This is a genomic window from Nocardia sp. XZ_19_369, from assembly GCF_015355715.1.
Taxonomy (GTDB): Bacteria; Actinomycetota; Actinomycetes; order Mycobacteriales; family Mycobacteriaceae; genus Nocardia.
Genome location: NZ_JACVED010000004.1, coordinates 147,687 through 168,792, shown reverse-complemented (window position 1 = coordinate 168,792; position 21,106 = coordinate 147,687). Strand labels below are relative to the sequence as shown.

Genomic DNA, 21,106 nt, shown 5'->3' with positions numbered 1-21,106 from the left:
TCGATCGCCGGGCCCCGGGTACCCAGGCGGGAACAATGCACCACTCCCCCACGATTGGACCCGATCATGACCAGCGCTGACTTGTTGATCGATGCCTTCGGCCGAGTCCAGGAGCACGTGCACGCGGCGGTGTCCGGCCTGACCCGCGACGAGCTCGCCGCCCGGCTCGATCCGGGTGCCAACTCCATCGCCTGGCTGATCTGGCATCTCACCCGCGTCCAAGACGACCACATCGCCGACGTCGCGGACATCGAACAGGTGTGGACGGCGGCGGGCTGGGCCGAGCGCTTCGGCTTGCCGTTCGACGACACGGCAACCGGCTACGGCGACAGCCCGGACGAGGTGGCCCAGCTCGGTGCCGCGTCGGCGGATCTGCTGCTCGGCTACTACGACGCGGTGCACGCCCAGACGATCGAATACGTCTCGCGGCTCACCGACGCCGACCTCCCCCGTGTGGTCGACACCCAGTGGGATCCGCCCGTGACGCTCGGCGTCCGCCTGATCAGTGTCGTCGATGACGACATCCAGCACGCGGGCCAGGCGGCCTTCATCCGGGGAGTGCTGTTGCGCCGCAGGTGAACCGGCGGGCGTTCGTGCACGCCGCCGACGACGACGTCGAACCGCTGTTCCAGATCGAATACCACTACCGGATCGAATTGCTCGAAGCCGAACTACGTTTCATCGAACGCTTCCGCGATCGCATCCGGGCCGATCCCGCGGCCCTCGGCCAGTTCTGGCAGCAACTGCACGCCCGGTAGTCGCGGTCAGGCCGGTGGCCAGTTCCGCAGCACCGCGTCGAGGGCATCCAAGGCCCGTGACCAGGAGTCCTCGACATTTCGCGGGTGGCTGTCGTAGCGGCCGGTGGTTTCCAGGCTGACGTAGCCGTAGAAGGTGCCGTGCAGTAGGCGGATCGCGTCGGTCTGGTCGGGCTCGGCCAGGTGGTAACCGCGCAGGATCGCGCGGGTCATCTCCGCGTGCCGCATGGCCGCGCTGGCGGCGGCGGTCGCCGGGTCGAGATCGAGCTGCGTCGCGGCGTACCGGCCCGGATGCTGCTTCGCGTAGTCGCGGTAGGCGTTGGCGAAGGCGACCAGCGCGTCCTTGCCCGCGCGGCCGGCCAGCGCGTCCGCGACCTTGTCGGCGAGTTCGGCCAGCGCCAGCACCGCCACCTTCACCCGCAGGTCACGCGCGTTCTCCAGGCGGGAGTACAGGCTCGCGTCCTTCACGCCGAGACGGCGGGCCAGCGCCGAGACGGTCACGTTGTCGAAGCCGATCTCGTCGGCCAGTTCCGCCGCCGCCTGGATCAAGCTCTCGTCGGTCATCCGTGCGCGTGCCATACCGTTCTCCTCATCGACCAAGGACCTAAAGCATTTGCCTAATGTCTCTAGGTAGTTTAGCGTACCTACTTGTTAAATCAGCCAGCGAGTGCGACCGAAGGGAGACCTCCACGATGAACGCCCCGGTTTCCCCGCCGACGCGCCCGACGGAGTTCGGCCGGATCTACCCGCCGGACGACAGCTGGCTCGCGCGGCAGCGGCCGGAGCAGATCCTGCTGCCCGACCTGCCGATCATCGACCCGCACCATCACCTCTGGTACCACCCTGGATTCCGTTATCTACTAGAAGAATTCACGGCGGACACCGGTAGCGGGCACAACGTCATCGGTACCGTCCACATCGAGTGCATGTCGGCGTACCGCACCGACGGGCCGACCGAGTTGCGACCGGTCGGCGAGACCGAGTGCATCGCCACCTTGGCCGCGGCCGACGACGCAGCGGGCGGTCCGACCAGGGTCGCCGCCGGAATCGTCGGGCGGGCCGACTTCGCCCTCGGGGCCGACATCGTCGACAACGTCATCGAGCATCACCTCGCCGCGGCCCAGGGCCGATTCCGCGGTCTCCGCTTCGCGGCGAGCTGGGACGCGAGCCCGGACCTCGAGCTCAGCCATCCGGGCAGTCGGCCGCACATGCTCGCCGAACCGGCGGTGCGGGAGTGCGCCCGCGTGGTCGCCGACCGCGACCTGACGCTCGACCTGTGGATCCTGTCCCCCCAACTCGCCGACGCCGCCGAGTTCGCCGAGGCGATTCCCGAGCTGCGCCTGGTGCTCGACCACTGCGGCGCACCTCTCGGCTTCGGACCCTATGCCACCGACCGGGCGGCGCACTTCGCCACCTGGGCGCGTGGCATCCGCGAGGTGGCGCGACGACCGAACGTCGTCTGCAAGCTCGGTGGCCTGCTCGCCACCGCCGCCGCCTTCGACTATCGCACCGCCGCGACGCCGCCGACCTCGGAAGAGCTTGCCGCACTGTGGCGTCCGTGGTTCGACACCTGCGTCGAGGCCTTCGGTCCGGACCGGTGCATGTTCGAAAGCAACTTTCCCGTCGACAAAATGGGAACCCGATACGCGACGCTGTGGAACGCCTTCAAACGGCTTGCCGCCGGCGCCTCGGATACCGAACTGGCCGAGCTCTTCGCGGGAACCGCCCGCCGAACGTACCGGCTGGCGCTGTAGCCGCCGCGACCTCCCTAAGGAACACTCCCATGATCACCATCCCCATTCGACCCGAAATCATCCATGGCGCAATCGATTTCGAGCGCACCACGAAAGGACTGCTGCCGCACCGCCTTCCGGCGAGCGCGCGCAAGCAGTTCCCCGACGACTATCTGGCAATGGTCGAGGCCCAGCCCGCCGGTGTGCGGCTGGCCTTCCGGACCAGCGCGACCGTCATCGAGCTGGACACGCTGCCGGTTCGGACCGTCTATCGAGGCGCCCCGGCGCCGTCGGACGGCGTGTACGAACTGCTCGTGGACGGCCGTCCGGCCGGTCGCGGCAGCGTGCCCGGCGGCACCCGCCACATAGTCGACATTGCCACCCAGGCCAAGGTCACCGAGGCCGGCTCGGCTGGCACCCTCCGCTTCGACGGACTGTCCGCCGATCCGAAGGACATCGAGATCTGGCTGCCGCACACCGAAATCACCGAGTTGGTCGCCCTGCGCACCGACGCACCGGTCGAGCCGACGCCGGACCGTGGCCGCAAAACGTGGCTGCACCACGGCAGTTCGATCAGTCACGGTGCCAACGCCGACCGCCCGACGGCCACCTGGCCCGCCCTGGCCGCCACCCGCGGCGAGGTCGAGCTGATCAACCTGAGCCTGCGCGGCAACTGCCTGCTCGATCCGTTCGTCGCGCGCGCCATCCGCGACACCCCCGCCGATCTGATCAGCATCAAGATCGGCATCAACGTGGTCAACTCGGACGTGATGCGGCTACGCGCCTTCGGGCCCGCTGTGCACGGTTTCCTCGACACCATCCGCGACGGGCACCCGAGCACGCCGCTGCTGGTCGTCTCCCCCATTCTCTGCCCGATCCACGAGGACACGCCCGGTCCGGGCGCCCTCGAATTCGACGGCAAGAGAGTAACTTTCCGTGCCACCGGCGACCCGGCGGACCGCGCCACCGGCCGACTGACCCTCAACATCATCCGCGACGAACTCGCCCGCATCACCAAGCAGCGCGCGGCCGACGACCTCAACCTGCACTACCTCGACGGCCGTTCGCTCTACGGCGAGCAGGATGTCCAGGAGCTGCCCCTCCCCGACCACCTGCACCCCGACCCCGCCACGCACCGCCGCATCGGCGAACGCTTCGCCGACTTGGCCTTCGGCGACACAGGGTTGTTCGCCGGCTGAGTCCGACCCGATCGATAGCGCCGGTCAGGCGTCAGCGACGAGGTGGCGGGCGCGGGGGTGATGGTGCCATTCGCCGGACGGGGCGCGGCGGAGGAATTCGTCGCGTAGCTGGGCGATGAAGGTGGCGCCGCGGGCGGTGGCCAGGGGGCGCAGGGGGCCGGAGGTGGTGTGGGTGTCGAAAAATGTTGCCGCGTCGGGGTGGGACATCGGGTAGGAGATGTGCTCGTCGCGTGCGATGCGGGTGCCCTGTGTGGTCAGGGTGGGGGCCAGGCGTTGTTCCCAGGATCTGTCGCCTGCGGGTACCTCGGCGCGCAAGACCTTGGAGAGCAGGGCGAACGGGCCTTCGGTCTCAGTTGCGGTCGGCCAGAAGACAACTGACAGCCGACCGCCGGGCCGTAGCGCGGCCGCCCAGGATCGGATCGCCTGGTCGGGTTCGGGAAGTTGCTGTAGTCCGAAGACCGACACCACCGCCGCGCACCGCTGTGTCCAACGGGAATCCAGGGTCGAGGCGTCCCCTTCTACGACGCTCACCTGGGGGTAGGGGGCGGCGCGTTCGCGAGCCCGGCGCACCATGCCCGCGGACAGGTCGATGCCGACCAGCTCGCGGTCCGGGAACTGCTCGACCAGCGCGTCCAGCTCTGGAAATGTCCCGCAGCACGGGACGAGAATCGGCCCCGACGGCAGGGCGTCGACGGTGACCGCACGCACGGCCGCGGCCACCCATGGCGCGAAACGTGGGACGTAGTACGACTCATACCCGGTCACCGCCTCGTCCCAGCCCCTGGCGCGGCTGGCGAGTTCTTCGTCACGGTCGGTCACGTTGTCTACCTTGCCTTTTCACTCGTGCCGGGGGCGGACGTGCACGCGCTCACCCTGCAAGCCGAACAGAATCAGCAGCTCCACCGCCTGCCCGTCGGCCGAACCGAGCCAGTGTGGCAGCGAGGTGTCGAACTCCGCGGCCTCACCGGGCGGCAGCGTGATGTCCTGCTCGCCGACGATCAAACGCAGGTTTCCATTGAGCACATACAGCCACTCGAAACCGCTGTGCGTTTTCAGCGTCACCTCGGCAGGCTGCTTCCTGGCCGGGATGAGCATCTTGTAGGCCTGGGTGCCGCCGGGCCTGCGGCTCAGCGGAATGAACGTCATGCCGTGGCGATGGATCGGGTGCAGGTGGATCCGGAGGTCGCCGGTGCGTGGCGCGCCGACCATGTCGTCGATCGGGACGTCGTAGGCGCGGGCCAGCGGCAGCAGCAACTCCAGGGTGGCCCGCCGCCGCCCGCTCTCCAAGCGGGACAGCGTGCTCTCCGAGATGGCGGTCTTCGCCGCGAGCTCGGCGAGGGTGATGCCGCGCTGCCTGCGCAGTGCGCGCAGCCGCGGCCCGACCGCATCCAGTACGTCGTCGATGTCGTCGGCCATGCCCCCATCTTGCCGAGACGGCAAGTTTGCGTGCAATCACAGGCAGTCCGGAGCCACAGTGAACGCATGGGCACGCACTCCACCGACACCGACGCCGCCCGCTTCTGGGACGAGCATTACCGCACGCCACTGCCCATCCGTACCGGGCGGGCCAACCCCGTGCTCACCGAGATCGCGGACGCACTCACCCCCGGCACCGTGCTCGACCTCGGCTGTGGACCCGGCGACGACGCGCTGTGGCTCGCCGCGCGCGGCTGGCAGGTCACCGCGGTCGACATCGCGGCCACCGCGGTGCGGCGCCTCGCCGAAAAGGCCCGGGCGCTGGACCTGCACACCATGATTTCCGCGCAGTGTGTCGACCTGGCCGAGGACTTTCCCGCGGGCACGTTCGACCTGGTGTCCGCACAGTATTTCCACACGCCGTTCGCGCTGCGCCGGGCGCGCGTCCTGCGCACCGCGGCACACGCACTGGCCCCCGGCGGCCGCCTCCTGGTCGTCGACCACGGCTCCACCGCACCGTGGTCGTGGAACCAGGATCCCGACGTCGACTACCCCACCCCGGACGAGGTGTCCGCCGAACTGGCCCTCGATCCCACGCAATGGTCGATCGAGCGCGCGGATATGCCGCGTCGGCGGGCGACCGGCCCCGGTGGCCAGACCGCGACCGTCGTCGACCACGTCCTGATCATCCGCCGCACTACGCCTTGACCCCCAACGACTTTCGCCCTGAACGGAGGGACCGGCCATGCCCACACCACGACGCCGCCGCGACGCGGGCCCGCCGCAGACCGGCCCCGGCGAAAAGGAGGTGCTGCTCGGCTTTCTCGACTACCTGCGCGACGCGGTACTCACCAAGGCCGACGGTGTGCCGGAACCGCAGATCCGCACCCCCGGTGTCGACTCCGGGACGAATCTGCTCGGCCTGATCAAGCACCTCACCCAGGTCGAGCGCTACTGGCTGCTCGAGCAGCCGGTCACCGACTGGGCGGCCACCCTCCACCCGGCGGCCGACGAGAGCGCCGAGCAACTCCTCGACGCCTACCGGCAGACCAACGCCGCGGCGAACGAGGCCATCGCCACCTGCGCCGACCTCATCGCACCCGGCCCACGGCCGGGTGGACGCCGCGCCGCGCCGGCCTGGCGCTGGACGCTGACCCACATGATCGAGGAGACGGGCAGGCACGCCGGGCACGCCGACATCCTGCGTGAACTCATCGACGGCGCCACCGGGCGCTGAAACCTTTTGTAGCAGAGAGACACCCATGCATCATCCGAAACATCCTGCCCGCCTGATCGCTGCCGCCGCGGCCGCGCTCGTGCTGATCACTGGGTGCGGATCCACCACAGACCCGGCAACATCAGCCGACGCGGTGGCCGCACAACAAGCGTCCGGCTTCGACGCCGCCACCCGCGACGACGCGGAGTTCAACCGCACCTTCCGGCACGAGTTCGCCGACGTCGACGGCGTGCGCATGCACTACGTCACCGGCGGCTCCGGCCCCGCCCTGGTGTTGCTGCACGGCTGGCCGCAGACCTGGTTCGAGTGGCGCGCCATCATGCCCGCCTTGGCCGAGCACTACACCGTGTACGCCCTCGACCTGCCGGGTCTCGGTGACAGCACCGGGTCGCCGCCTTCCTATGACAAGGCGACCTTGGCCCGCTTCGTTCACACCCTCGTCGCCGAGCAGCTCGGGCTGCGCGATGCCAAGGTCGTCGGGCACGACCTGGGCGCGGCGGTGGCATTCCAGTACGCCGTCCAATTCCCTCGGGACATCACCAAACTCGGCTATCTGGACCTGCCGCTGCCGGGGCCCGCGGTCAGCGGTGCGCAGTATCGGGATATGAGCTGGCACATAGCGTTCCACTCCCAGCGGCAAGTACCCGAGACCGTGGTCGGCGACGATGTGCGCGAGTACCTCAGCCTGTTCTATCCGCAGGTCGCCTTCGGCGGCACCGCATTCGGCGGTTCGGGTGCCGCGTCGCCGTTCACCGACGCCGAAATCGATGAGTACACCCGGACTTACCGGCGTCCCGAGGTGCTGCACGGCGGGTTCGAGTTGTATCGCACCCTCGACCAGGATGTCGCCGCCAATATCGCGGCGTCGCCCATCAGCACACCGACGTTGGTGCTGACCGCCGCCGGACTGGTCGACTCGACCATGGCGACCGTCGCGCCGCGGATTGCTACGGTGACCCGCGCGGTCGAGGTGCCGCGGGCCGGGCATTGGCTGGCCGAGGAGAACCCTCGGTTCGTCACCGACGAACTACTCGCCTTCCTCGGTTCCTGACGGCCTATGCTGCGCGAATTTGCGCTCAAACCTGTTGTCGCGCTTAACCATCTGAAGCCACGGTGATGTACGTCGACAAGCGGGAGACAAACACAACAAGATGTCCACCGAGGTGTTCTGTTGTCGTCACTTCGCGGATAGCTGGTGGGTCTGGACTGATTCGCAGAAAGGGGCCCAGGTTATGCGCCGTAATCCGATTGTCTCGATGACTATTGCCGCGATTGCCGCCGGGATGGTGGCCGCGCCCGCCGCCACCGGCGAGCCGAACGGTCCGGCCGGGTCGCGACCGCCGTATCCCGTCTCCTACCTGTTCAGCGACGCGGTGGACGCCGAGATGGACCACCCCGGTGCCGCGCCGGTCGGCGCCAACGACTGGACCTGCAAACCCACTGCGCTGCATCCCAATCCGATTGTGCTGGTGCACGGCGGGCCGGAGACGGTGCGCCTGGATTGGGGTGCGCTCGCGCCGTTGCTGGCGAACAACGGCTACTGCGTGTATGCCCTGAGCTACGGCGCGATCCCGGGAATGCCCGGGCCGCTCGGCGCGCTCGGCGGGCTGTTGCCGATCGAGCAGAGCGCACAGCAGCTGCGCGACTTCATCATCAAGGTGCGGGCGGGGACCGGCGCGCAGAGCGTCGATATCGTCGCGCACTCGGAAGGCAGCCTGGTCACCGACTACTACGCCAAGTTCCTCGGTGGCGCGAACAAGATCGACCGTTTCATCTCGATCGGGCCGGGCTGGAACGGCACCAGCTCGCTCGGGTTCGGTGCGCTCTTCACCGCGCTGGCCGCCCGGCTGCGGCTGACGCCCGCGCTGACTGCCGTCGTGGACCCGGTCTGCGCCGCCTGCTTGCAGATTCAGACCGGCTCGGAGTTTTTGCGCAAGCTCGCCACCGCGGGCAGCACGGTGCCCGGCGTCACCTACACCAACATCGTCACCGAGCACGACGAGTTCGTGGTGCCGTACTCCAGCGGAATCGTGCAGGGGCCGAGCGTTTCCAACCACGTCGTCCAGGATTACTGCCCCGGCGACTTGACCGACCATCTCCTGCTGCCCTACGACAAGGTGGTGGCCCAGCTCGTGTTGAACGCGCTGGACCCGGACGACACCGCCCACCCGACCTGCACCAGCACCCCACCCAACAGCTGACAAAAAAGTGCCGCCGGACTCCTCGTCGAGTCCGGCGGCACCGCTGGGGGTGGCGGGCTACCAGGCGCCCTTGCCTACGAGCTTTCCGAGGATCTCGTCGAAGCCGTTGCTCCACGGGTCCCAGGTCGCATTGTTCGCCGGCTTGTCGAAGCCGTTGCTCCAGGGATCCCAGGACGACTCACCGGTGTTGGCCTCGGCGTTGGCCCACGGGTCCGAGGACGAATCGCCCCAGGGGTTCCAGGACGCTTCGCCACTATCGGGCGTGGTCTCGGAACCGTCACCCCATGGATCCCAGGGCGAATTGTCGCCATTGTCCGAGCCATTGTCGGATCCGTCGCCCCACGGGTCCCAGGACGAATTGTCGCCATTGTCCGAACCGTCACCCCACGGATTCCACTGATCGCAGGGCGGATTACCGTCGCCGTCGGAAGGCGTATCGGGCTTGTCCCCGCCGGGTGTATCTCCACCGCCGGGCTTGTCCCCGCCGCCGGGCTTATCGCCGCCCGGCTTGTCCCCGCCGCCCGGCTTACCCGGCTTGTCCCCACCGGCCGGCTTCTCGTCCTGAGATCCATTGGTGGTGCCGAAGTTCTGCGTCCAGTAGGGCGTGCCGTTGCCACTCTTGGCATAGCCGACGCCTATATCGCGCAGGCCGCAGTTGAGGATATTGGCCCGGTGCCCGGCGCTGTTCATCCACGCGTTGACCACCTCGGTCGCGCTGCGCTGACCGGCGGCGATGTTCTCCGCCCAGGTCTGCGCCCGATAACCGGTAGCCCGGATCCGATCCCCCGGATCGCCTTTCGACGAGTTGTGATCCATGAAGTTACCCGCGGCCATATCCTCCGAATGGCCTTGCGCTGCTTGGGTAAGACGGCTTTCAACTTTGAGAGCGGGACAGCCCGCTTTGGCACGTTCATTATTGGTCAGACTGACCACCGCGTCGGCGGGAGCCTGCGATTCGGGCGCCGCCTGCGCGGCGGGTGCTCCGGCAACGGCGCAGAACGCGACCGCCGAGAAGCCGACAGCGGTGGAAAAAGACAGCATTGTAGCGGGGGAGAAACGCACAATTTCCTTCGAGAGTTGTCGAAATTTTAGAACAAATATCAGCCGACCGGGCTCGGCTCGAGCGCGAGCGGTTTCCAGTCGGCGTCGGCGTCGGCATCGTCGACGACGTCGGTGTAATCAGCGACGCCGGTGTCGTCGCCGTCTTCGGTGTAACCGGTGTCATCGCCGTCCTCCGCGTAACCGGCACCGTCGGGCCCCTCGGAGTAACCGGTGAGTTCTGCGTCGTCGGCGTCCTCGAAGTCACCGGTGGCGTCGGCGGTCTCGGCGTCCCCGGAATCCCCGGCCGCACCGGAGTAGATGCCGACGCTGGTCCCATCGGAGCCGTCGCCGGCATCGGAGTCACCGGACTCCTCGGCGTCGCCGGCGGCATCAGAGTTGTCGACGACATCGGAGTCGGCGGCATCGGAGTCACCGACGAGATCGGAGTCGGCGTCCTCGGCGTAATCATCAGCAGGCGCGGCAGGCGCGGGTGCCGCGTGCCGCCCCTTCGGGCTCGGCGCGTTGTTACTGGTGATCAACTGGATCAAGCCTTTCGCCAGCACCGGCCCGACCTCCTTGGCCAGCGCCTCCAGCACGGTGCGCAGCGGTGCGGGCAACGCCGCACTGCCCGTGGCGAGCGAGTCCACGAGGGTGGCCAGCGGCGACCCGTCACCCTTCGGCGCCGGTCCCGGCTTCGCGGTGCCGCCCGGCTTGGGCGCCGGACGCTCGCTGCGCGGCGCCGGTCGCTCGGCCCGGACGGGCGCGGCGACGTTCGGTCGTGCTTGCTGCTGATAGGTCGCGGGCACCACCGCCGGCGACACCACCTGCTTCGGCGGGGCGATCCACACGTCATCACCTGCGCCCGCGGCGGTGTTGGTCCCCGCCGCGATGGCCTGCCCGGCGCCGCCCTGGGTCGAGACCGCCAGGCCGATCAGTGTCGCCGTCGAGAGCACCGCCAGTCGCGCGGGAACGACATTATTTCGCGGCGCGCTGTGCTTCCCCATCAGATGCCTTCCTTCGAAATGCTGGATCGCTGGCGAAGCCGACAGCCCACCGCTGGGTACGACCTGGTCCGAACTGCCGGTCGGGAGCCGTTCGACCGCCGCTCTGCGGTCATCTACGCGGTACTGCGGGCTGTCGGCTTCCATTTCGGAGCGTAGAACTCGGCGGGTGTGACCAACAAGCAGAACGGACATTCTTACATCGAATCAAGGTCCGATTAACAGTCGCACTCGATACCCGATCACAGCCATATCACAGGAACTGCTTCAGCAGATCACCACCGGATCACAGCACGGCTCGCAGCAACCTGGCTCGACGCCTACTGTCGAATCACCGAGACGCTCCGACGGGGTCTTGATAACGGCTCCCCAGCAGGCGTTGTTAGGCGGGCTAATATCCCTTGAGATTTTCCTTGAATCAGCACCTAACCAAGGCCCTTCGTGGTCAAAATGGTTCCGTGACGTGCATCCTGCGAGCCCGAAGGAAGGTCGTACGCCATCAGTTGCAGACGGAACGTTCGTCCGCAATCGACCCAGGTCGGGACGTGGCCGAGTCATGCAATTGAAGCAACAATGTGATCTGGGTTACACGGAGGTTTAGCTTGGCGTAACGTTTGACGTAGCAGTCGCCGCAGTAGATACTGCTTGCACACAAGTCGGCGCAACACCTCGATGGCAGCCATTCCGGCATCGCCACAATTCGCGGATGAACGCACAGTTAACGAAAGAATGTGATGTGATTGCCGGTCCGTGTCGACCGGCGCGTGCCATGACTCGGTGACGGAATGCCACTTAATTTTCAGTGATGGACCGAAGGTGCTGCGGATGAGCCGACGGCTCGATACAAAGGTTGCCGATGTCTGATTACCCCTTGCTTACTTCCAATACGATCACGCTCCGACAGTTCGATTACTTTGTGAACGCAGTGCAGCTGGGTTCACTGTCCGCCGCCGCGCGGCGGTTCGGAATAACTCCCTCGGCGATGTCGCAACAGATCGACGCGCTGGAGACCTCGCTCGGCCGGAAGGTGTTCGATCCCCGGTCGCGCCGGTCGAGGCTCACCAAGTTCGGCAGAGAGTTCTTCGCCCAGGCCTCCGATGTCGTCGAATCCGCCCGGCAGGCCATGGCCATGGGGCAGACGTTCGGCGACGGCGTGATGACGGTCGGCACGACGCCGACGATCGCCCAGAAGCTGCTGCCACCATTGATCTATCGGATGCGCCACGAACGAAATATCGACAGCATCGAGGTCAGGGCGTTCACCGACCTGCGCGAGCTGAACGCGACGCTCGAAGAGGGCGCCCTCGATCTCGCCGTGGGACCGCTGGAGCAGACCAGCTCGCGGGTCGTGCACTGCTTCGGCGAGGAGGAACTCGTCGTCGTTTGCCATCCCAGTCAGCGCAGCAGTTTCGACGGCTCGTGGAAACAACTGGTCGAGGCGCCGTGGATTCGGTGCGGCGCGAACTCCGATCTCACCGACACGGTGTCGCGCGAGGCGGGCCGGGCGGGCGTGCATGTCCGATTCGCCGTCCGCGCCCCCGATGTGACCACCGCGCTGAGCCTGGTGGAACACGGCGTCGGCGTCGCGCTGGTGCCGAAGATGGCACTGCACGGATCGGCCCGGCTGCTGTCCATCATTCGGCTGTCCCGTCCGATTCGCCGGGAATTGACGGTGCACGCGCGCGACAAGTCGATGCATGTGGAGAAGTTCCTCGAGGTCATCAGCGACTCGGAACTCGTCCGGAAGTTCGGCGCGGCAGGACTGCTGGAGGTCCGGCGCCCGGAACCCGAAGTGTCGCACCGTACTCCGGTGCCGGTCGGCCCGCTGCCTTCGTAACGGCCGCCCGCACGCCTGTTTCCGGCAACAAGCGCTGAAACAAGTCAGGCCCCGCCGAAGCGGGGCCTGACCTATATCTGTGGAGTCAGCCGGAACTACTTGGCCGGAGCCGGCGGGTTGAACGGCTGGTTGATCGTGGTGAAGTACTGGATCGCCGCGCCGATCGCCACCGGAGCGGTGATGAAGATCTGGCCTGCGACCGTGCCGAGCGCGCCCATGGCGGCCGCACCGGCGAGGCAGCCCGCGGCGATACCACCGAGGAACGGACCGAACAGGCCGACGATGGTGCCACCGATCACGGCACCGCCGACGACGCCGCCGAGGACACAGCCGACGGCCGCGCCGCCGAGGCCGCCGACCAGGGTCGCGATGCTGGCACCGAGGCTGATGGTGGCCGTCATCCGGCTCCAGGCAGCCTGCTCACGGTCGTACTCGGTCTTCCAGGGGGCCTTGTCCTCGAAGGGCAGGGCGACCGGGGTGTAGACGGCCTTGCCCATGTCCAGCTGCGGGGTCAGCTTCGCGGTGCGGCCGGAGATGTCCGCGGCGATCGGGAAGGTGAAGTCGTCGAGCCGGAACTGCAGCGGGGTGCCCGCGACGACATTGCCGTTGGCGGCCTTGATCTTCAGCGCGCCGTCCTCGACGACGAGCGAGCCCGCGTCCAGGGAGACGATGGCCTGGGTGTCGGTGGTCTCGGCGGTGAAATTGATCGGCGCGTCGGCCTCCGCGGCCGGCGCCGCGTTGACCGTACCGGCCGTGACGCCTAGCGCGGCGATCAGCAGCGAGGCCGTCGCAGCAAAGTTCCTCATCAACATTCTTATTTCCTTCTCAGGTGTGGTCGGGATGCGTTGAGCTTAGGTTAGGCAGACCTAAACCTGTCAACAGGTACGTTTTCTCTGTCCGCGACACCCCCGGCGCGCAGTGGCGCCCCCAAATGCCCGAGCGGACATCGGGTTATCCGATGCGCCGTGGGCCGAGGACCCGCGGCGCAGCTGTCGGGGCTACCTTCCGGCCCGCTCAGCGGCACATTCGGCGCGCGCGCCCGCAGCCGAGGACCGCGCGACGGAGCGGACGATCTCACCGGTCCGGACCGCGATATTGGACAGCAGCGACGACGAAAGACCGTGGGTGTGTTCCGTGCCACCCTGCAGGTAGATGTCGCCCGGCAGCGGCGCCGTCGGCACCAACCGGTAGTCCCGCGTCACCTGCGGCCCGGCCTCCTCGAAGGCCACGGACCCGGTCAGCTCGCCGAGCAGACCGCGCACATCACCGGGGCGGAACCCGGTGGCACACACCACCGCATCGCAGACCAGCGTCTCGGTGAGCCCGGTCGGGCCGTGCGTCACGTCGACCCGCACCGCGCCGTCGGAATCATCGATGCCCGTGACCGCCGAGGCGCCGTGCATGAACAGCCGCCGGGTGCCTGCCACCCGCTCGGCGTACTCGTGTGCGTACAGCTGCTCGATCAGCGCCGGCTCCACCGCGGAGTAGTTGGTGCCGCGGTGATAGCTCATCAACTGCTTGCGCAGCTCCGGCGACGAGGAGTAGAAATCGTCCACCGCGGCGGGATCGAAGATCCGGTTCGCATAAGGACTGTCGTCCGCGGGACTGAGCCCGTACTTGCCGAAAACGGCATGCACAGCGGAGCTTCCGTAGGTCTGGTGCAGGTGGCCGACCACTTCGCCCGCGCTCTGCCCCGCGCCGATCACTACGAACCTGTTGTGCCGCAACGGCGGCAGCGCCGCGAGCCGAGGCAGCAGCCCATGGCTGTGGAACACCCGCTCCGAGGCGGCGACACCGTCCGGCAGCCGCGCCGAAAGGCCCACCGCCACGACGATATTCCGGGCTCGCAGCACGCCCTCGGCCCGGCCGCTGAGCCGGATCTCGAAGCAATCGCCGGTCGCCGTGACGGAGACGGCCTTGGTGCCGTAGTCGACCTGGACATCCACCGTCCGTGCGGCCCAACGCAAGTAGTCCTGGAATTCCAGTCGCGTCGGACGGAACGTCGACAGGTTGATGAAATCGGTGAGCCGGTCGTGCTCCTTGAGGTAGTTCAGGAAGCTGTATCGACTGCGCACATTGCGCTGCGTGACAAGATCTTTGAGGAACGAGATCTGCATCGTCGCGCCCGGTAGCAGCATCCCGGGGTGCCATTCGAAGCGTTCCTTCGCCTCGACGAACCCCGCCGTCAGTCGTTGTCCGGGCGCGAGATCCTGGTTGTGCTCTTCGATCGCGATGGCCAGCGCCAGATTCGACGGCCCGAAGCCGATCCCGGCGATGTCGACGATCTCGTCCACGGAGCGACCGGTCATGCCGGATCCGCGGGTACGAGAACATCCAGCCAGGCGCTGAGCACCGGCTCGGCGGCCAGGGTCGCGAAGTCGGCCTGCTCCGCGCCACCGGAACGCCACTTCTCGACCAGCGACATCAGCCGCACCGAATCCAGGCCCGCGTCGGTCAGATCCGCGTCTTCGGGCACCTCGTGTGGTGCCACACCCAACGCGGCCGCGACATCGGCGATCACGTCCTGGCGGCCGAAGGTAACCGGCTCGCTCATGTTTCTCCTCGAGATTTCCAGAGCCTGATCAGGCCGCATTCGATTGCCGCAGCGCGAATTCCAGCGCGTCGGTGGTGGTCACCGCGCCACAGCGGCGCGCGACGTAGTTCATGGCCATCACGTGCTCATCGCGCCCGAAGTCCGCGGTCGCGTCCAGCACCACGAACGGCTTGATGTCGTTCATGAACGCGTCCGCGGCGCTGAGCATGCAGCCCATGTGGGCGTACACGCCGGTGATGACGAGCTGATCGCGGTTGTAGTGGTTGAGCAACTCGCGCAGGTCGGTCCGCTGGAAAGCGGAGTAGCGCCACTTGGTGACCTGGATATCGGCCGGGCCGGGTGCCAGTTCGCCGATGATCTCGGCGGACGGGCCGTTACTCAGTCCGCTGCCCCAGAAATCCGCGAGAATGCCACGGCGCGAGGGATGCTGGTCGCCGGGCTGCATGGTGTAGATCACCGGAACGCCTGCGGCGTTGCACTGCTCGCGCAGGCGCGCGATGTTCGCGGTGACGGTCGCGATCGGGTCGAGGTCGGGCTGGTAGGCGTCGATGAAGTAGCGCTGCATATCGTGGATCAGCAGCGCGGACCTCGACGGATCCAGCGACCACGGCACCTGATTCGCCTCGACGTCCTCGCGCGCCGGAATCGAATACGGCGCTATCGGCGGGATGGCCAACGGTCTTTTCTCCTGTTCGATGATGGGGACGCTCACGCGTCGAAGGTGGCGCCGCCGTCGACGCGCAGGTCGTGCATGGTGATGTGCCGGGCACCGGGGGATGTCAGGAAGTAGATGCTCTCGGCGACGTCCTCGGGCTGTGCCACCCGGCGCAGCGGGATGCCGAGACGGAAGTTCGCCGGGTCACCCGCCAGGACGTGATCGCGGGCGGCGGCGGACAATTCGGCCGCGTCCTCGGTCCACATGCCGCGCAGCATGGGCGTGTCGGTGGAGCCCGGTGACACCACGTTCACCCGGACACCTGCGGCGGCCACCTCCAGGCCGAGCGCCATGGCGAAGGCCGTCGCCGCCGCCTTGGACGCACCGTAGGCGGCCATGCCGACCCGAGGGGTCGTCGCCGCGTTCGAGGTGACGACCACGATCGAGCCGCCGCCGTTCGCGGCGAGCACCGCGGCGGCCCGCCGGGTGACGTTCATCGTCCCGGTGGCGTTCACCGCCAGGCACCGATCCCATTGCGCGCCGGTCAATTCCGACACCGCACCGGTTTCCAGGACGCCCGCCGCATGTACCACGGCGTCGATCGGACCGATACGATCGATAACGGCAGCGAACGCGCGGTCCACGGAGTCGGCATCGGTCACATCGACCTGTTCGGCATGGGTGATGCTCTCGGTCCGGGTCGCACCGATCTCGCCGGCGGTGCCGTGCACCGCCGCATCGTGATCCCACAGCACCACCGGTGCCGCCGACCTGGCCGCGAAGATTTCCGCCGCCGCCCGGCCGATACCACCGGCGGCGCCGGTGATTATCACACCACCACCGGCTTTACTCTCCCTAGACATATGCTTAGCCTAACCTTAATTATTCAGATAAGTAAACCATCGACGTTTCGGCTAGAAGGAGTTCGATAGTGCCGTCCCAATCCGACCTAACCCCTTGGCCCGCAGCAGAAGTCGAGGCCTACCGAGCACTGGGGTACTGGTCCGGCGAGACCTTCGGCGACCTGCTGAGCTCCCGCGCGGGCACGACGCCGGACGCGATTGCCGTGGTAGACGACCGAAATCGCTGGACGTACGCCGAACTCGAGACACGCGCCACATCGCTGGCGTCCGGATTCCTCGAACTCGGCATCCAGCCTGGTGACCGGGTTCTGGTCCAGCTCCCCAACATCGCCGAATTCGTCGAGGTGATCTTCGGCCTCTTCTACGCGGGTGCGCTGCCGGTCTTCTGCCTGCCCGCGCACCGGCAGTCCGAGCTGGTCCCGATCGCGCAGGCCAGCGGCGCGGTGGCGATGGTCACCTGCCATCACCACCAGAAGTTCGATCACGCGGGCCTCGCCGCGATCCTGCGCGAGCAGGCCCCGGACCTGCGGCACCTGATCGTCGTTCCGGACCAGGACGGCACCGCGGTGCCCGACGGCACGCACGCCTTGGACGACCTGCGGGCCGCCTCGCGCGAGCTGCCTGCGGTGGCCGCCGACGGGATCGCGTTCCTGCAGCTCTCCGGCGGGAGCACCGGTACGCCGAAACTCATTCCGCGCACACACGACGATTACCTCTACAGCGTGCGTCGCAGCGCCGAACTCTGCCGGCTCGACAGCACCAGCGTCTATCTGGCGGCTTTGCCTGTCGCCCATAACTTCCCGATGAGTTCGCCCGGCATTCTGGGCGCGCTGTACGCGGGCGGCACGGTAGCACTGGCCGCCGACCCCTCCCCCACCGCGGCGTTCAGTGCGATCGAACGGTTCGGCGTCACCATCACCGGTCTGGTCCCGCCGCTGGCCCGGCTCTGGGTCGAACGCGCGGAAGCCGGTAGCGCACACGATATTTCGAGCCTGCAGGTGCTACTGGTCGGTGGCGCCCGCTGCCCCGACGAGCTGGCCCGCCGCATCGGCCCCGCCCTCGGCGTCACCCTGCAGCAGGTGTTCGGCATGGCCGAGGGCCTGGTCTGCTACACCCGGCTCGACGATCCGGAAGACGTGGTGCTCGCGACCCAGGGCCGCCCGATGTCCGACCACGATCAGGTCGCGGTCGTCGACGAGACGGGCGACCCCGTCCCGCCCGGCACCGATGGTCTGCTGATCACCAAGGGCCCGTACACGATTCGCGGCTACTACCGCAATCCCGCGGCCAACGCGTCGTCGTTCACCGAGGACGGCTGGTACCGCACCGGCGATGTCGTCAACCTGCGTGCGGACGGCAACCTGGTGGTCAAGGGCAGGCTCGGCGACCGCGTCAACCGCGGCGGCGAGAAGATCTCGGCCGAGGAGATCGAGGCGCATCTGCTGGATCATCCGTTGATTCGGGACGCCATCGTCGTCTCGGTGCCCGACGAGCGGCTCGGCGAGCGCAGTTGCGTATTCGTGCTGGCCACCGACCCGGCGACGCCACCCGCGCTGAGCCAGATCCGCCAGTTCGTGCGCGAGCGCGGCGTGGCCACCTGGAAGATTCCCGATCTGCTCCAGGTGGTGGACAGCTTCCCGGAGACTGGTGTCGGCAAGATCAGCCGGCGCTCCCTGCGCACCGCCCTCGCCGCGCAGGCGGCCGCAACCTGACCCCTTATCGTGTGTTGTTGTGTGCGGTGAGACGAGCGAGACCGGTCGGAACGGGGGTGGCGGCGAAGACCCTTCGCCACGGGCGCTCTTCGTGACCAGGTTCGCCGAACTCTGGGAGGCCGCAGGCAATCCCACCTTGCAGCGGGTAGCGATGGCTACCGAGGCACGGATGAAGGCCACCCGCACACCCGTACAGAGCCATCGCTCGCTGATGCAGCGCATCAGCGATTGGCGGACCGGCCGCAATGTGCCCTCCCGCTTCGAATCGTTGGATCCGGTTCTGGTGACATTGATTTCGCTGGCTCGGCAAGCATCCGGTCCCGTCCCCGCGCCCTTGTCGAACCGGTCGGCGTGGCGGCATTTGTGGAAGGCGGCCAGCACCCAGCCCGTACGCCCCACGGTGCTGACCTCGCTGCGCCGCGACGTCCCCACCTTCGTCGGGCGCGACGTCGAGGTGAATCGGATCCTGGATGCGGCAGAGCCGGGCCGGGTGGTCACCATCCACACCGTCGACGGCATGCCCGGCGTCGGGAAAACCGCGTTGGTCACCCGTGCGGCACACCTGCTGGCGGACTCGTTTCCCGACGGCAGGTTCTTCGTCGAACTGAACACCCACACCCCCGGACAGGAGCCGGCGGACCCCGCCGAGGTGCTGGCCACCCTGCTCACCGGCCTCGGCATCGCACCAAGCCACATTCCCGACTCCCTCGACGCACGCCGTGACCTGTGGCGCGACCGCGTCGCCGCCAAGCGAGTGCTGCTGATACTCGACGACGCCCGCGACCACGACCACATCGAACCGTTGCTGCCAACCGGCTCCGAATGCCTCACCTTGATCACCAGCCGCCGCCGGCTCATCGCCCTCGACAGCGCCCTGCCACTGCCGCTGGACACCCTCGATCCCGACACGGCGAAAGACCTCTTCTGCCGACTGGCGCAACGCAACCCACAGGGCGACGACATCGCGGCCGTCGCCGAGATCGTCCAGTTGTGCGGGTACTTACCACTGGCGATCGTGCTACTGGCCGGCCGAATCGCCCACCATCCGGTGTGGACGCTCACCGGACTGGCCGAACAGTTCCGCGCCGCCCAGGACCGGCTCGGTGAACTCGATGCCGGTCAACGCGCGGTTCGTGCCGCGTTCACCGCTTCATACGAAAACCTGCCATCCGGCAGGCAGCAGCTGTTCCGCACGCTGGGCCTGCACCCGGGCACCGACTTCGACGCCTACGCCGTCGCCGCGCTGAACGACATACCGCTCGCCGAGGCACGAACCGAACTCGATGCTCTTTATACCGACCACCTCATCGAGGAGACCACCCCCGGTCGGTACTGCTTGCACGACCTGGTGCGCGAATACGCGCGCGCCCTCGCCGCGTCGTTGAGCGACGGCACCGCGACGGTGCGGCGATTGCTGGACTACTACCTGAGCACCGCCGCAGCGGCGGACCAATGGCTGACCCGCAGGCCCGACCCCACTGACGACCCGCACACCTCCGGCCTGACCGGTGCCGTCCTGCCGGAATTCGGCAACGAGACGCACGCGCTGGCGTGGCTGCGGGTGGAACGAACCAACCTGCTCGCCTGCCTCGAATACACCGCCGAGCACGATCCTGCGCAGATGATCGCGCTCACCGAAGCACTCGCGGAATTGCTCGAGCGCGAAGGACCATGGCCAACGGCCCTGCGGCTACACCAACGCGCCGCCGAAGCCGCAGAACACCTCGGCGACCACCTCAGCCGAGCCAACGCCCTCACCAACCTCAGCATCGCCCAGTGGCGGACCGGGCAGTACGACCAACGCACCGACCTGATGGGGCAAGCGCTTGCCCTGTACCGGGAGGCCGGCCACCCCCTCGGCGAAGCCAACGCGCTCCGCAACCTCGGCATTGCGCAGTGGCGGAACGGGAACCACGACCAGGCTGCCGAGCTACTTCGGCAAGCCCTGATCCTGTACCAAGACACCGGTTACCGCCTCGGCGAAGCCAACACCCTCGCCAGCCTGGGCGGCGTGCGCCGAGACAACGGCGACTACGAGCAGGCCGCGCACCTGTTCCAACAAGTTCTGACCCTGCACCGGGAGATCGGTCATCGCCTCGGCGAAGCCAGCGCCCTCGGCTTCCTCGGCAGTGTGCGCCGGTACACCGGGGACTACGGGCAGGCCGCCGACTTGCTGCTGCGCGCCGCGACTCTGTTCCAGGAAATCGGCTATCGCCTCGGCGAAGCCAACGCCGTCAGCAACCTCGGCCTGGTGCGCCGCGACACCGGGGACTACGGGCAGGCCGCCGATCTGATCCACCAGGCATTGAACCAGTTCCGGGAAATCGGTGACCGGATCGGCGAAGCCATCAACCTCAACAACCTGGCCACCGTGTGCCGGGAAACAGGCGACCACGAGCAGGCCACCAGCCTCTCTCGGCAAGCGCTGACCTTGTTCCGCGAGACCGGCTACCGCCTCGGCGAAGCCGAGGCCCTCGCCAACCTCGCCACCGTCTGCCGGGAAACCGGGAATCACGAGCAGGCCGCCGACCTCTCCCGGCAAGCCCTGGCCCTGTTCCGGGACATCGGCTACCGCGTCAAAGAAGCCGAGGCACTGAACAACACCGCGAAGGCGCTGTTGGCGGCCGACGAGCCGGGTGAGGCCTTGACGATGTTCACCCACGCGCTGGAGGTAGCCCGCGACATCGACAGCCGAATCCAACAGGCCCGCGCCATGGAAGGCACCGCCCGCTGCCGCGCCGCCCTCGGCGACGCGGCCACCGCCAGCACCCACCTGCGCAACGCCATCGACCTCTACCGTCGCCTCGGTGCATCCGAAACCGACGCCGCGACAACCTATCTCGCCGTGCTCGAAGCCCCATCGCGCCGAGTGTGAGGGATCGCTCGGCCCGAGTCCGCCAGG

The 21,106-nt window shown here is 67.7% G+C and carries 21 protein-coding genes; 11 read left to right on the top strand and 10 right to left on the bottom strand.

Going from position 1 to position 21,106, the window contains the following annotated elements; genetic code table 11:
• The first annotated feature begins 66 nt into the window (after window positions 1-66).
• Window positions 67-579: a DUF664 domain-containing protein gene (locus tag IBX18_RS16105; protein WP_194834471.1), complete on the top strand. Its 513-nt coding sequence runs from the start codon at window positions 67-69 to the stop codon at window positions 577-579.
• Window positions 576-758 carry a hypothetical protein gene (locus IBX18_RS16100; RefSeq protein ID WP_194834470.1) on the top strand — a complete coding sequence of 61 codons (183 nt, stop codon included), beginning with the start codon at window positions 576-578 and terminating at the stop codon, window positions 756-758. Before IBX18_RS16105 ends, IBX18_RS16100 begins: the two co-directional genes overlap by 4 nt.
• Window positions 759-764: 6 nt before the next feature.
• Here the strand turns inward: IBX18_RS16100 and IBX18_RS16095 are convergent, their stop codons facing one another.
• The gene (locus IBX18_RS16095; protein ID WP_194834469.1) at window positions 765-1,334 is read right to left on the bottom strand and encodes a TetR/AcrR family transcriptional regulator; all 570 of its coding nucleotides are present in this window, start codon (window positions 1,332-1,334) and stop codon (window positions 765-767) included.
• A 113-nt stretch (window positions 1,335-1,447) separates the two neighbouring features.
• Here IBX18_RS16095 and IBX18_RS16090 point away from each other — a divergent pair, with 113 nt between their 5' ends.
• Together IBX18_RS16090 and IBX18_RS16085 are read left to right on the top strand one after the other, a co-directional pair.
• A complete protein-coding gene (locus tag IBX18_RS16090; RefSeq protein ID WP_194834468.1) occupies window positions 1,448-2,509 on the top strand; it encodes an amidohydrolase in 1,062 nt (353 codons plus the stop codon).
• Window positions 2,510-2,538: 29 nt separating this feature from the next.
• Window positions 2,539-3,687, top strand: coding sequence for a GDSL-type esterase/lipase family protein (locus IBX18_RS16085; RefSeq protein WP_194834467.1), 1,149 nt, complete (start codon window positions 2,539-2,541; stop codon window positions 3,685-3,687).
• A gap of 24 nt (window positions 3,688-3,711) precedes the next feature.
• Here IBX18_RS16085 and IBX18_RS16080 read toward each other — a convergent pair whose 3' ends face one another.
• Window positions 3,712-4,506 (bottom strand): trans-aconitate 2-methyltransferase, encoded by a 795-nt coding sequence (locus IBX18_RS16080; RefSeq protein ID WP_194834466.1) that lies wholly within the window; start codon window positions 4,504-4,506, stop codon window positions 3,712-3,714.
• An 18-nt stretch (window positions 4,507-4,524) separates the two neighbouring features.
• Window positions 4,525-5,103: a helix-turn-helix domain-containing protein gene (locus tag IBX18_RS16075; protein ID WP_194834465.1), complete on the bottom strand. Its 579-nt coding sequence runs from the start codon at window positions 5,101-5,103 to the stop codon at window positions 4,525-4,527.
• 66 nt (window positions 5,104-5,169) lie between these two features.
• Between IBX18_RS16075 and IBX18_RS16070 the strand changes: the two genes are divergently transcribed.
• The 4 genes from IBX18_RS16070 (at window position 5,170) to IBX18_RS16055 (ending at window position 8,541) form a co-directional block, all read left to right on the top strand.
• A complete protein-coding gene (locus IBX18_RS16070) occupies window positions 5,170-5,811 on the top strand; it encodes a bifunctional 2-polyprenyl-6-hydroxyphenol methylase/3-demethylubiquinol 3-O-methyltransferase UbiG (protein ID WP_194834464.1) in 642 nt (213 codons plus the stop codon).
• A 37-nt stretch (window positions 5,812-5,848) separates the two neighbouring features.
• The gene (locus tag IBX18_RS16065) at window positions 5,849-6,340 is read left to right on the top strand and encodes a DinB family protein (protein WP_194834463.1); all 492 of its coding nucleotides are present in this window, start codon (window positions 5,849-5,851) and stop codon (window positions 6,338-6,340) included.
• A 25-nt stretch (window positions 6,341-6,365) separates the two neighbouring features.
• Window positions 6,366-7,391: an alpha/beta fold hydrolase gene (locus tag IBX18_RS16060; protein WP_194834462.1), complete on the top strand. Its 1,026-nt coding sequence runs from the start codon at window positions 6,366-6,368 to the stop codon at window positions 7,389-7,391.
• 205 nt (window positions 7,392-7,596) lie between these two features.
• Window positions 7,597-8,541, top strand: coding sequence for an alpha/beta fold hydrolase (locus tag IBX18_RS16055; RefSeq protein WP_194834461.1), 945 nt, complete (start codon window positions 7,597-7,599; stop codon window positions 8,539-8,541).
• Window positions 8,542-8,598: 57 nt separating this feature from the next.
• On the opposite strand, the gene IBX18_RS16050 is transcribed toward IBX18_RS16055, so the two are convergent.
• The gene (locus tag IBX18_RS16050; protein ID WP_306796282.1) at window positions 8,599-9,603 is read right to left on the bottom strand and encodes a CAP domain-containing protein; all 1,005 of its coding nucleotides are present in this window, start codon (window positions 9,601-9,603) and stop codon (window positions 8,599-8,601) included.
• A 38-nt stretch (window positions 9,604-9,641) separates the two neighbouring features.
• Window positions 9,642-10,586 carry a hypothetical protein gene (locus IBX18_RS16045; protein WP_194834460.1) on the bottom strand — a complete coding sequence of 315 codons (945 nt, stop codon included), beginning with the start codon at window positions 10,584-10,586 and terminating at the stop codon, window positions 9,642-9,644.
• Between the two features lie 853 nt (window positions 10,587-11,439).
• Here IBX18_RS16045 and IBX18_RS16040 point away from each other — a divergent pair.
• Window positions 11,440-12,420, top strand: a complete 981-nt coding sequence (locus IBX18_RS16040; RefSeq protein ID WP_228541253.1) for a LysR family transcriptional regulator — start codon at window positions 11,440-11,442, stop codon at window positions 12,418-12,420.
• Window positions 12,421-12,515: 95 nt separating this feature from the next.
• Here IBX18_RS16040 and IBX18_RS16035 read toward each other — a convergent pair whose 3' ends face one another.
• From IBX18_RS16035 to IBX18_RS16015, 5 genes are all read right to left on the bottom strand, one after another.
• The gene (locus tag IBX18_RS16035; RefSeq protein ID WP_194834458.1) at window positions 12,516-13,232 is read right to left on the bottom strand and encodes a hypothetical protein; all 717 of its coding nucleotides are present in this window, start codon (window positions 13,230-13,232) and stop codon (window positions 12,516-12,518) included.
• Window positions 13,233-13,418: 186 nt separating this feature from the next.
• Complete coding sequence (locus IBX18_RS16030) at window positions 13,419-14,729, bottom strand: lysine N(6)-hydroxylase/L-ornithine N(5)-oxygenase family protein (RefSeq protein WP_194834457.1); 1,311 nt, start codon at window positions 14,727-14,729, stop codon at window positions 13,419-13,421.
• The gene (locus IBX18_RS16025; protein ID WP_194834456.1) at window positions 14,726-14,974 is read right to left on the bottom strand and encodes a phosphopantetheine-binding protein; all 249 of its coding nucleotides are present in this window, start codon (window positions 14,972-14,974) and stop codon (window positions 14,726-14,728) included. Before IBX18_RS16025 ends, IBX18_RS16030 begins: the two co-directional genes overlap by 4 nt.
• Before the next feature lie 28 nt (window positions 14,975-15,002).
• Window positions 15,003-15,650: an isochorismatase family protein gene (locus IBX18_RS16020; protein ID WP_194834905.1), complete on the bottom strand. Its 648-nt coding sequence runs from the start codon at window positions 15,648-15,650 to the stop codon at window positions 15,003-15,005.
• A 32-nt stretch (window positions 15,651-15,682) separates the two neighbouring features.
• A complete protein-coding gene (locus tag IBX18_RS16015) occupies window positions 15,683-16,492 on the bottom strand; it encodes an SDR family oxidoreductase (protein ID WP_194834455.1) in 810 nt (269 codons plus the stop codon).
• Window positions 16,493-16,560: 68 nt separating this feature from the next.
• Here IBX18_RS16015 and IBX18_RS16010 point away from each other — a divergent pair, with 68 nt between their 5' ends.
• Window positions 16,561-18,204 (top strand): (2,3-dihydroxybenzoyl)adenylate synthase, encoded by a 1,644-nt coding sequence (locus IBX18_RS16010; RefSeq protein ID WP_194834454.1) that lies wholly within the window; start codon window positions 16,561-16,563, stop codon window positions 18,202-18,204.
• A gap of 91 nt (window positions 18,205-18,295) precedes the next feature.
• On the top strand, window positions 18,296-21,079 hold the full coding sequence (locus tag IBX18_RS16005) for a tetratricopeptide repeat protein (protein ID WP_194834453.1): 2,784 nt from the start codon (window positions 18,296-18,298) through the stop codon (window positions 21,077-21,079).
• Window positions 21,080-21,106: the final 27 nt, after the last annotated feature.

What these genes read in the sequence shown, in the direction of transcription:
- IBX18_RS16105 (WP_194834471.1), top strand. Translation starts at nt 67, where the DNA reads ATGACCAGCGCTGACTTGTTGATCGATGCCTTCGGCCGAGTCCAGGAG.
- IBX18_RS16095 (WP_194834469.1), bottom strand. Translation starts at nt 1,334, where the DNA reads ATGGCACGCGCACGGATGACCGACGAGAGCTTGATCCAGGCGGCGGCG.
- IBX18_RS16090 (WP_194834468.1), top strand. Translation starts at nt 1,448, where the DNA reads ATGAACGCCCCGGTTTCCCCGCCGACGCGCCCGACGGAGTTCGGCCGG.
- IBX18_RS16085 (WP_194834467.1), top strand. Translation starts at nt 2,539, where the DNA reads ATGATCACCATCCCCATTCGACCCGAAATCATCCATGGCGCAATCGAT.
- IBX18_RS16075 (WP_194834465.1), bottom strand. Translation starts at nt 5,103, where the DNA reads ATGGCCGACGACATCGACGACGTACTGGATGCGGTCGGGCCGCGGCTG.
- IBX18_RS16070 (WP_194834464.1), top strand. Translation starts at nt 5,170, where the DNA reads ATGGGCACGCACTCCACCGACACCGACGCCGCCCGCTTCTGGGACGAG.
- IBX18_RS16065 (WP_194834463.1), top strand. Translation starts at nt 5,849, where the DNA reads ATGCCCACACCACGACGCCGCCGCGACGCGGGCCCGCCGCAGACCGGC.
- IBX18_RS16060 (WP_194834462.1), top strand. Translation starts at nt 6,366, where the DNA reads ATGCATCATCCGAAACATCCTGCCCGCCTGATCGCTGCCGCCGCGGCC.
- IBX18_RS16055 (WP_194834461.1), top strand. Translation starts at nt 7,597, where the DNA reads ATGACTATTGCCGCGATTGCCGCCGGGATGGTGGCCGCGCCCGCCGCC.
- IBX18_RS16045 (WP_194834460.1), bottom strand. Translation starts at nt 10,586, where the DNA reads ATGGGGAAGCACAGCGCGCCGCGAAATAATGTCGTTCCCGCGCGACTG.
- IBX18_RS16040 (WP_228541253.1), top strand. Translation starts at nt 11,440, where the DNA reads ATGTCTGATTACCCCTTGCTTACTTCCAATACGATCACGCTCCGACAG.
- IBX18_RS16035 (WP_194834458.1), bottom strand. Translation starts at nt 13,232, where the DNA reads ATGTTGATGAGGAACTTTGCTGCGACGGCCTCGCTGCTGATCGCCGCG.
- IBX18_RS16030 (WP_194834457.1), bottom strand. Translation starts at nt 14,729, where the DNA reads ATGACCGGTCGCTCCGTGGACGAGATCGTCGACATCGCCGGGATCGGC.
- IBX18_RS16025 (WP_194834456.1), bottom strand. Translation starts at nt 14,974, where the DNA reads ATGAGCGAGCCGGTTACCTTCGGCCGCCAGGACGTGATCGCCGATGTC.
- IBX18_RS16015 (WP_194834455.1), bottom strand. Translation starts at nt 16,492, where the DNA reads ATGTCTAGGGAGAGTAAAGCCGGTGGTGGTGTGATAATCACCGGCGCC.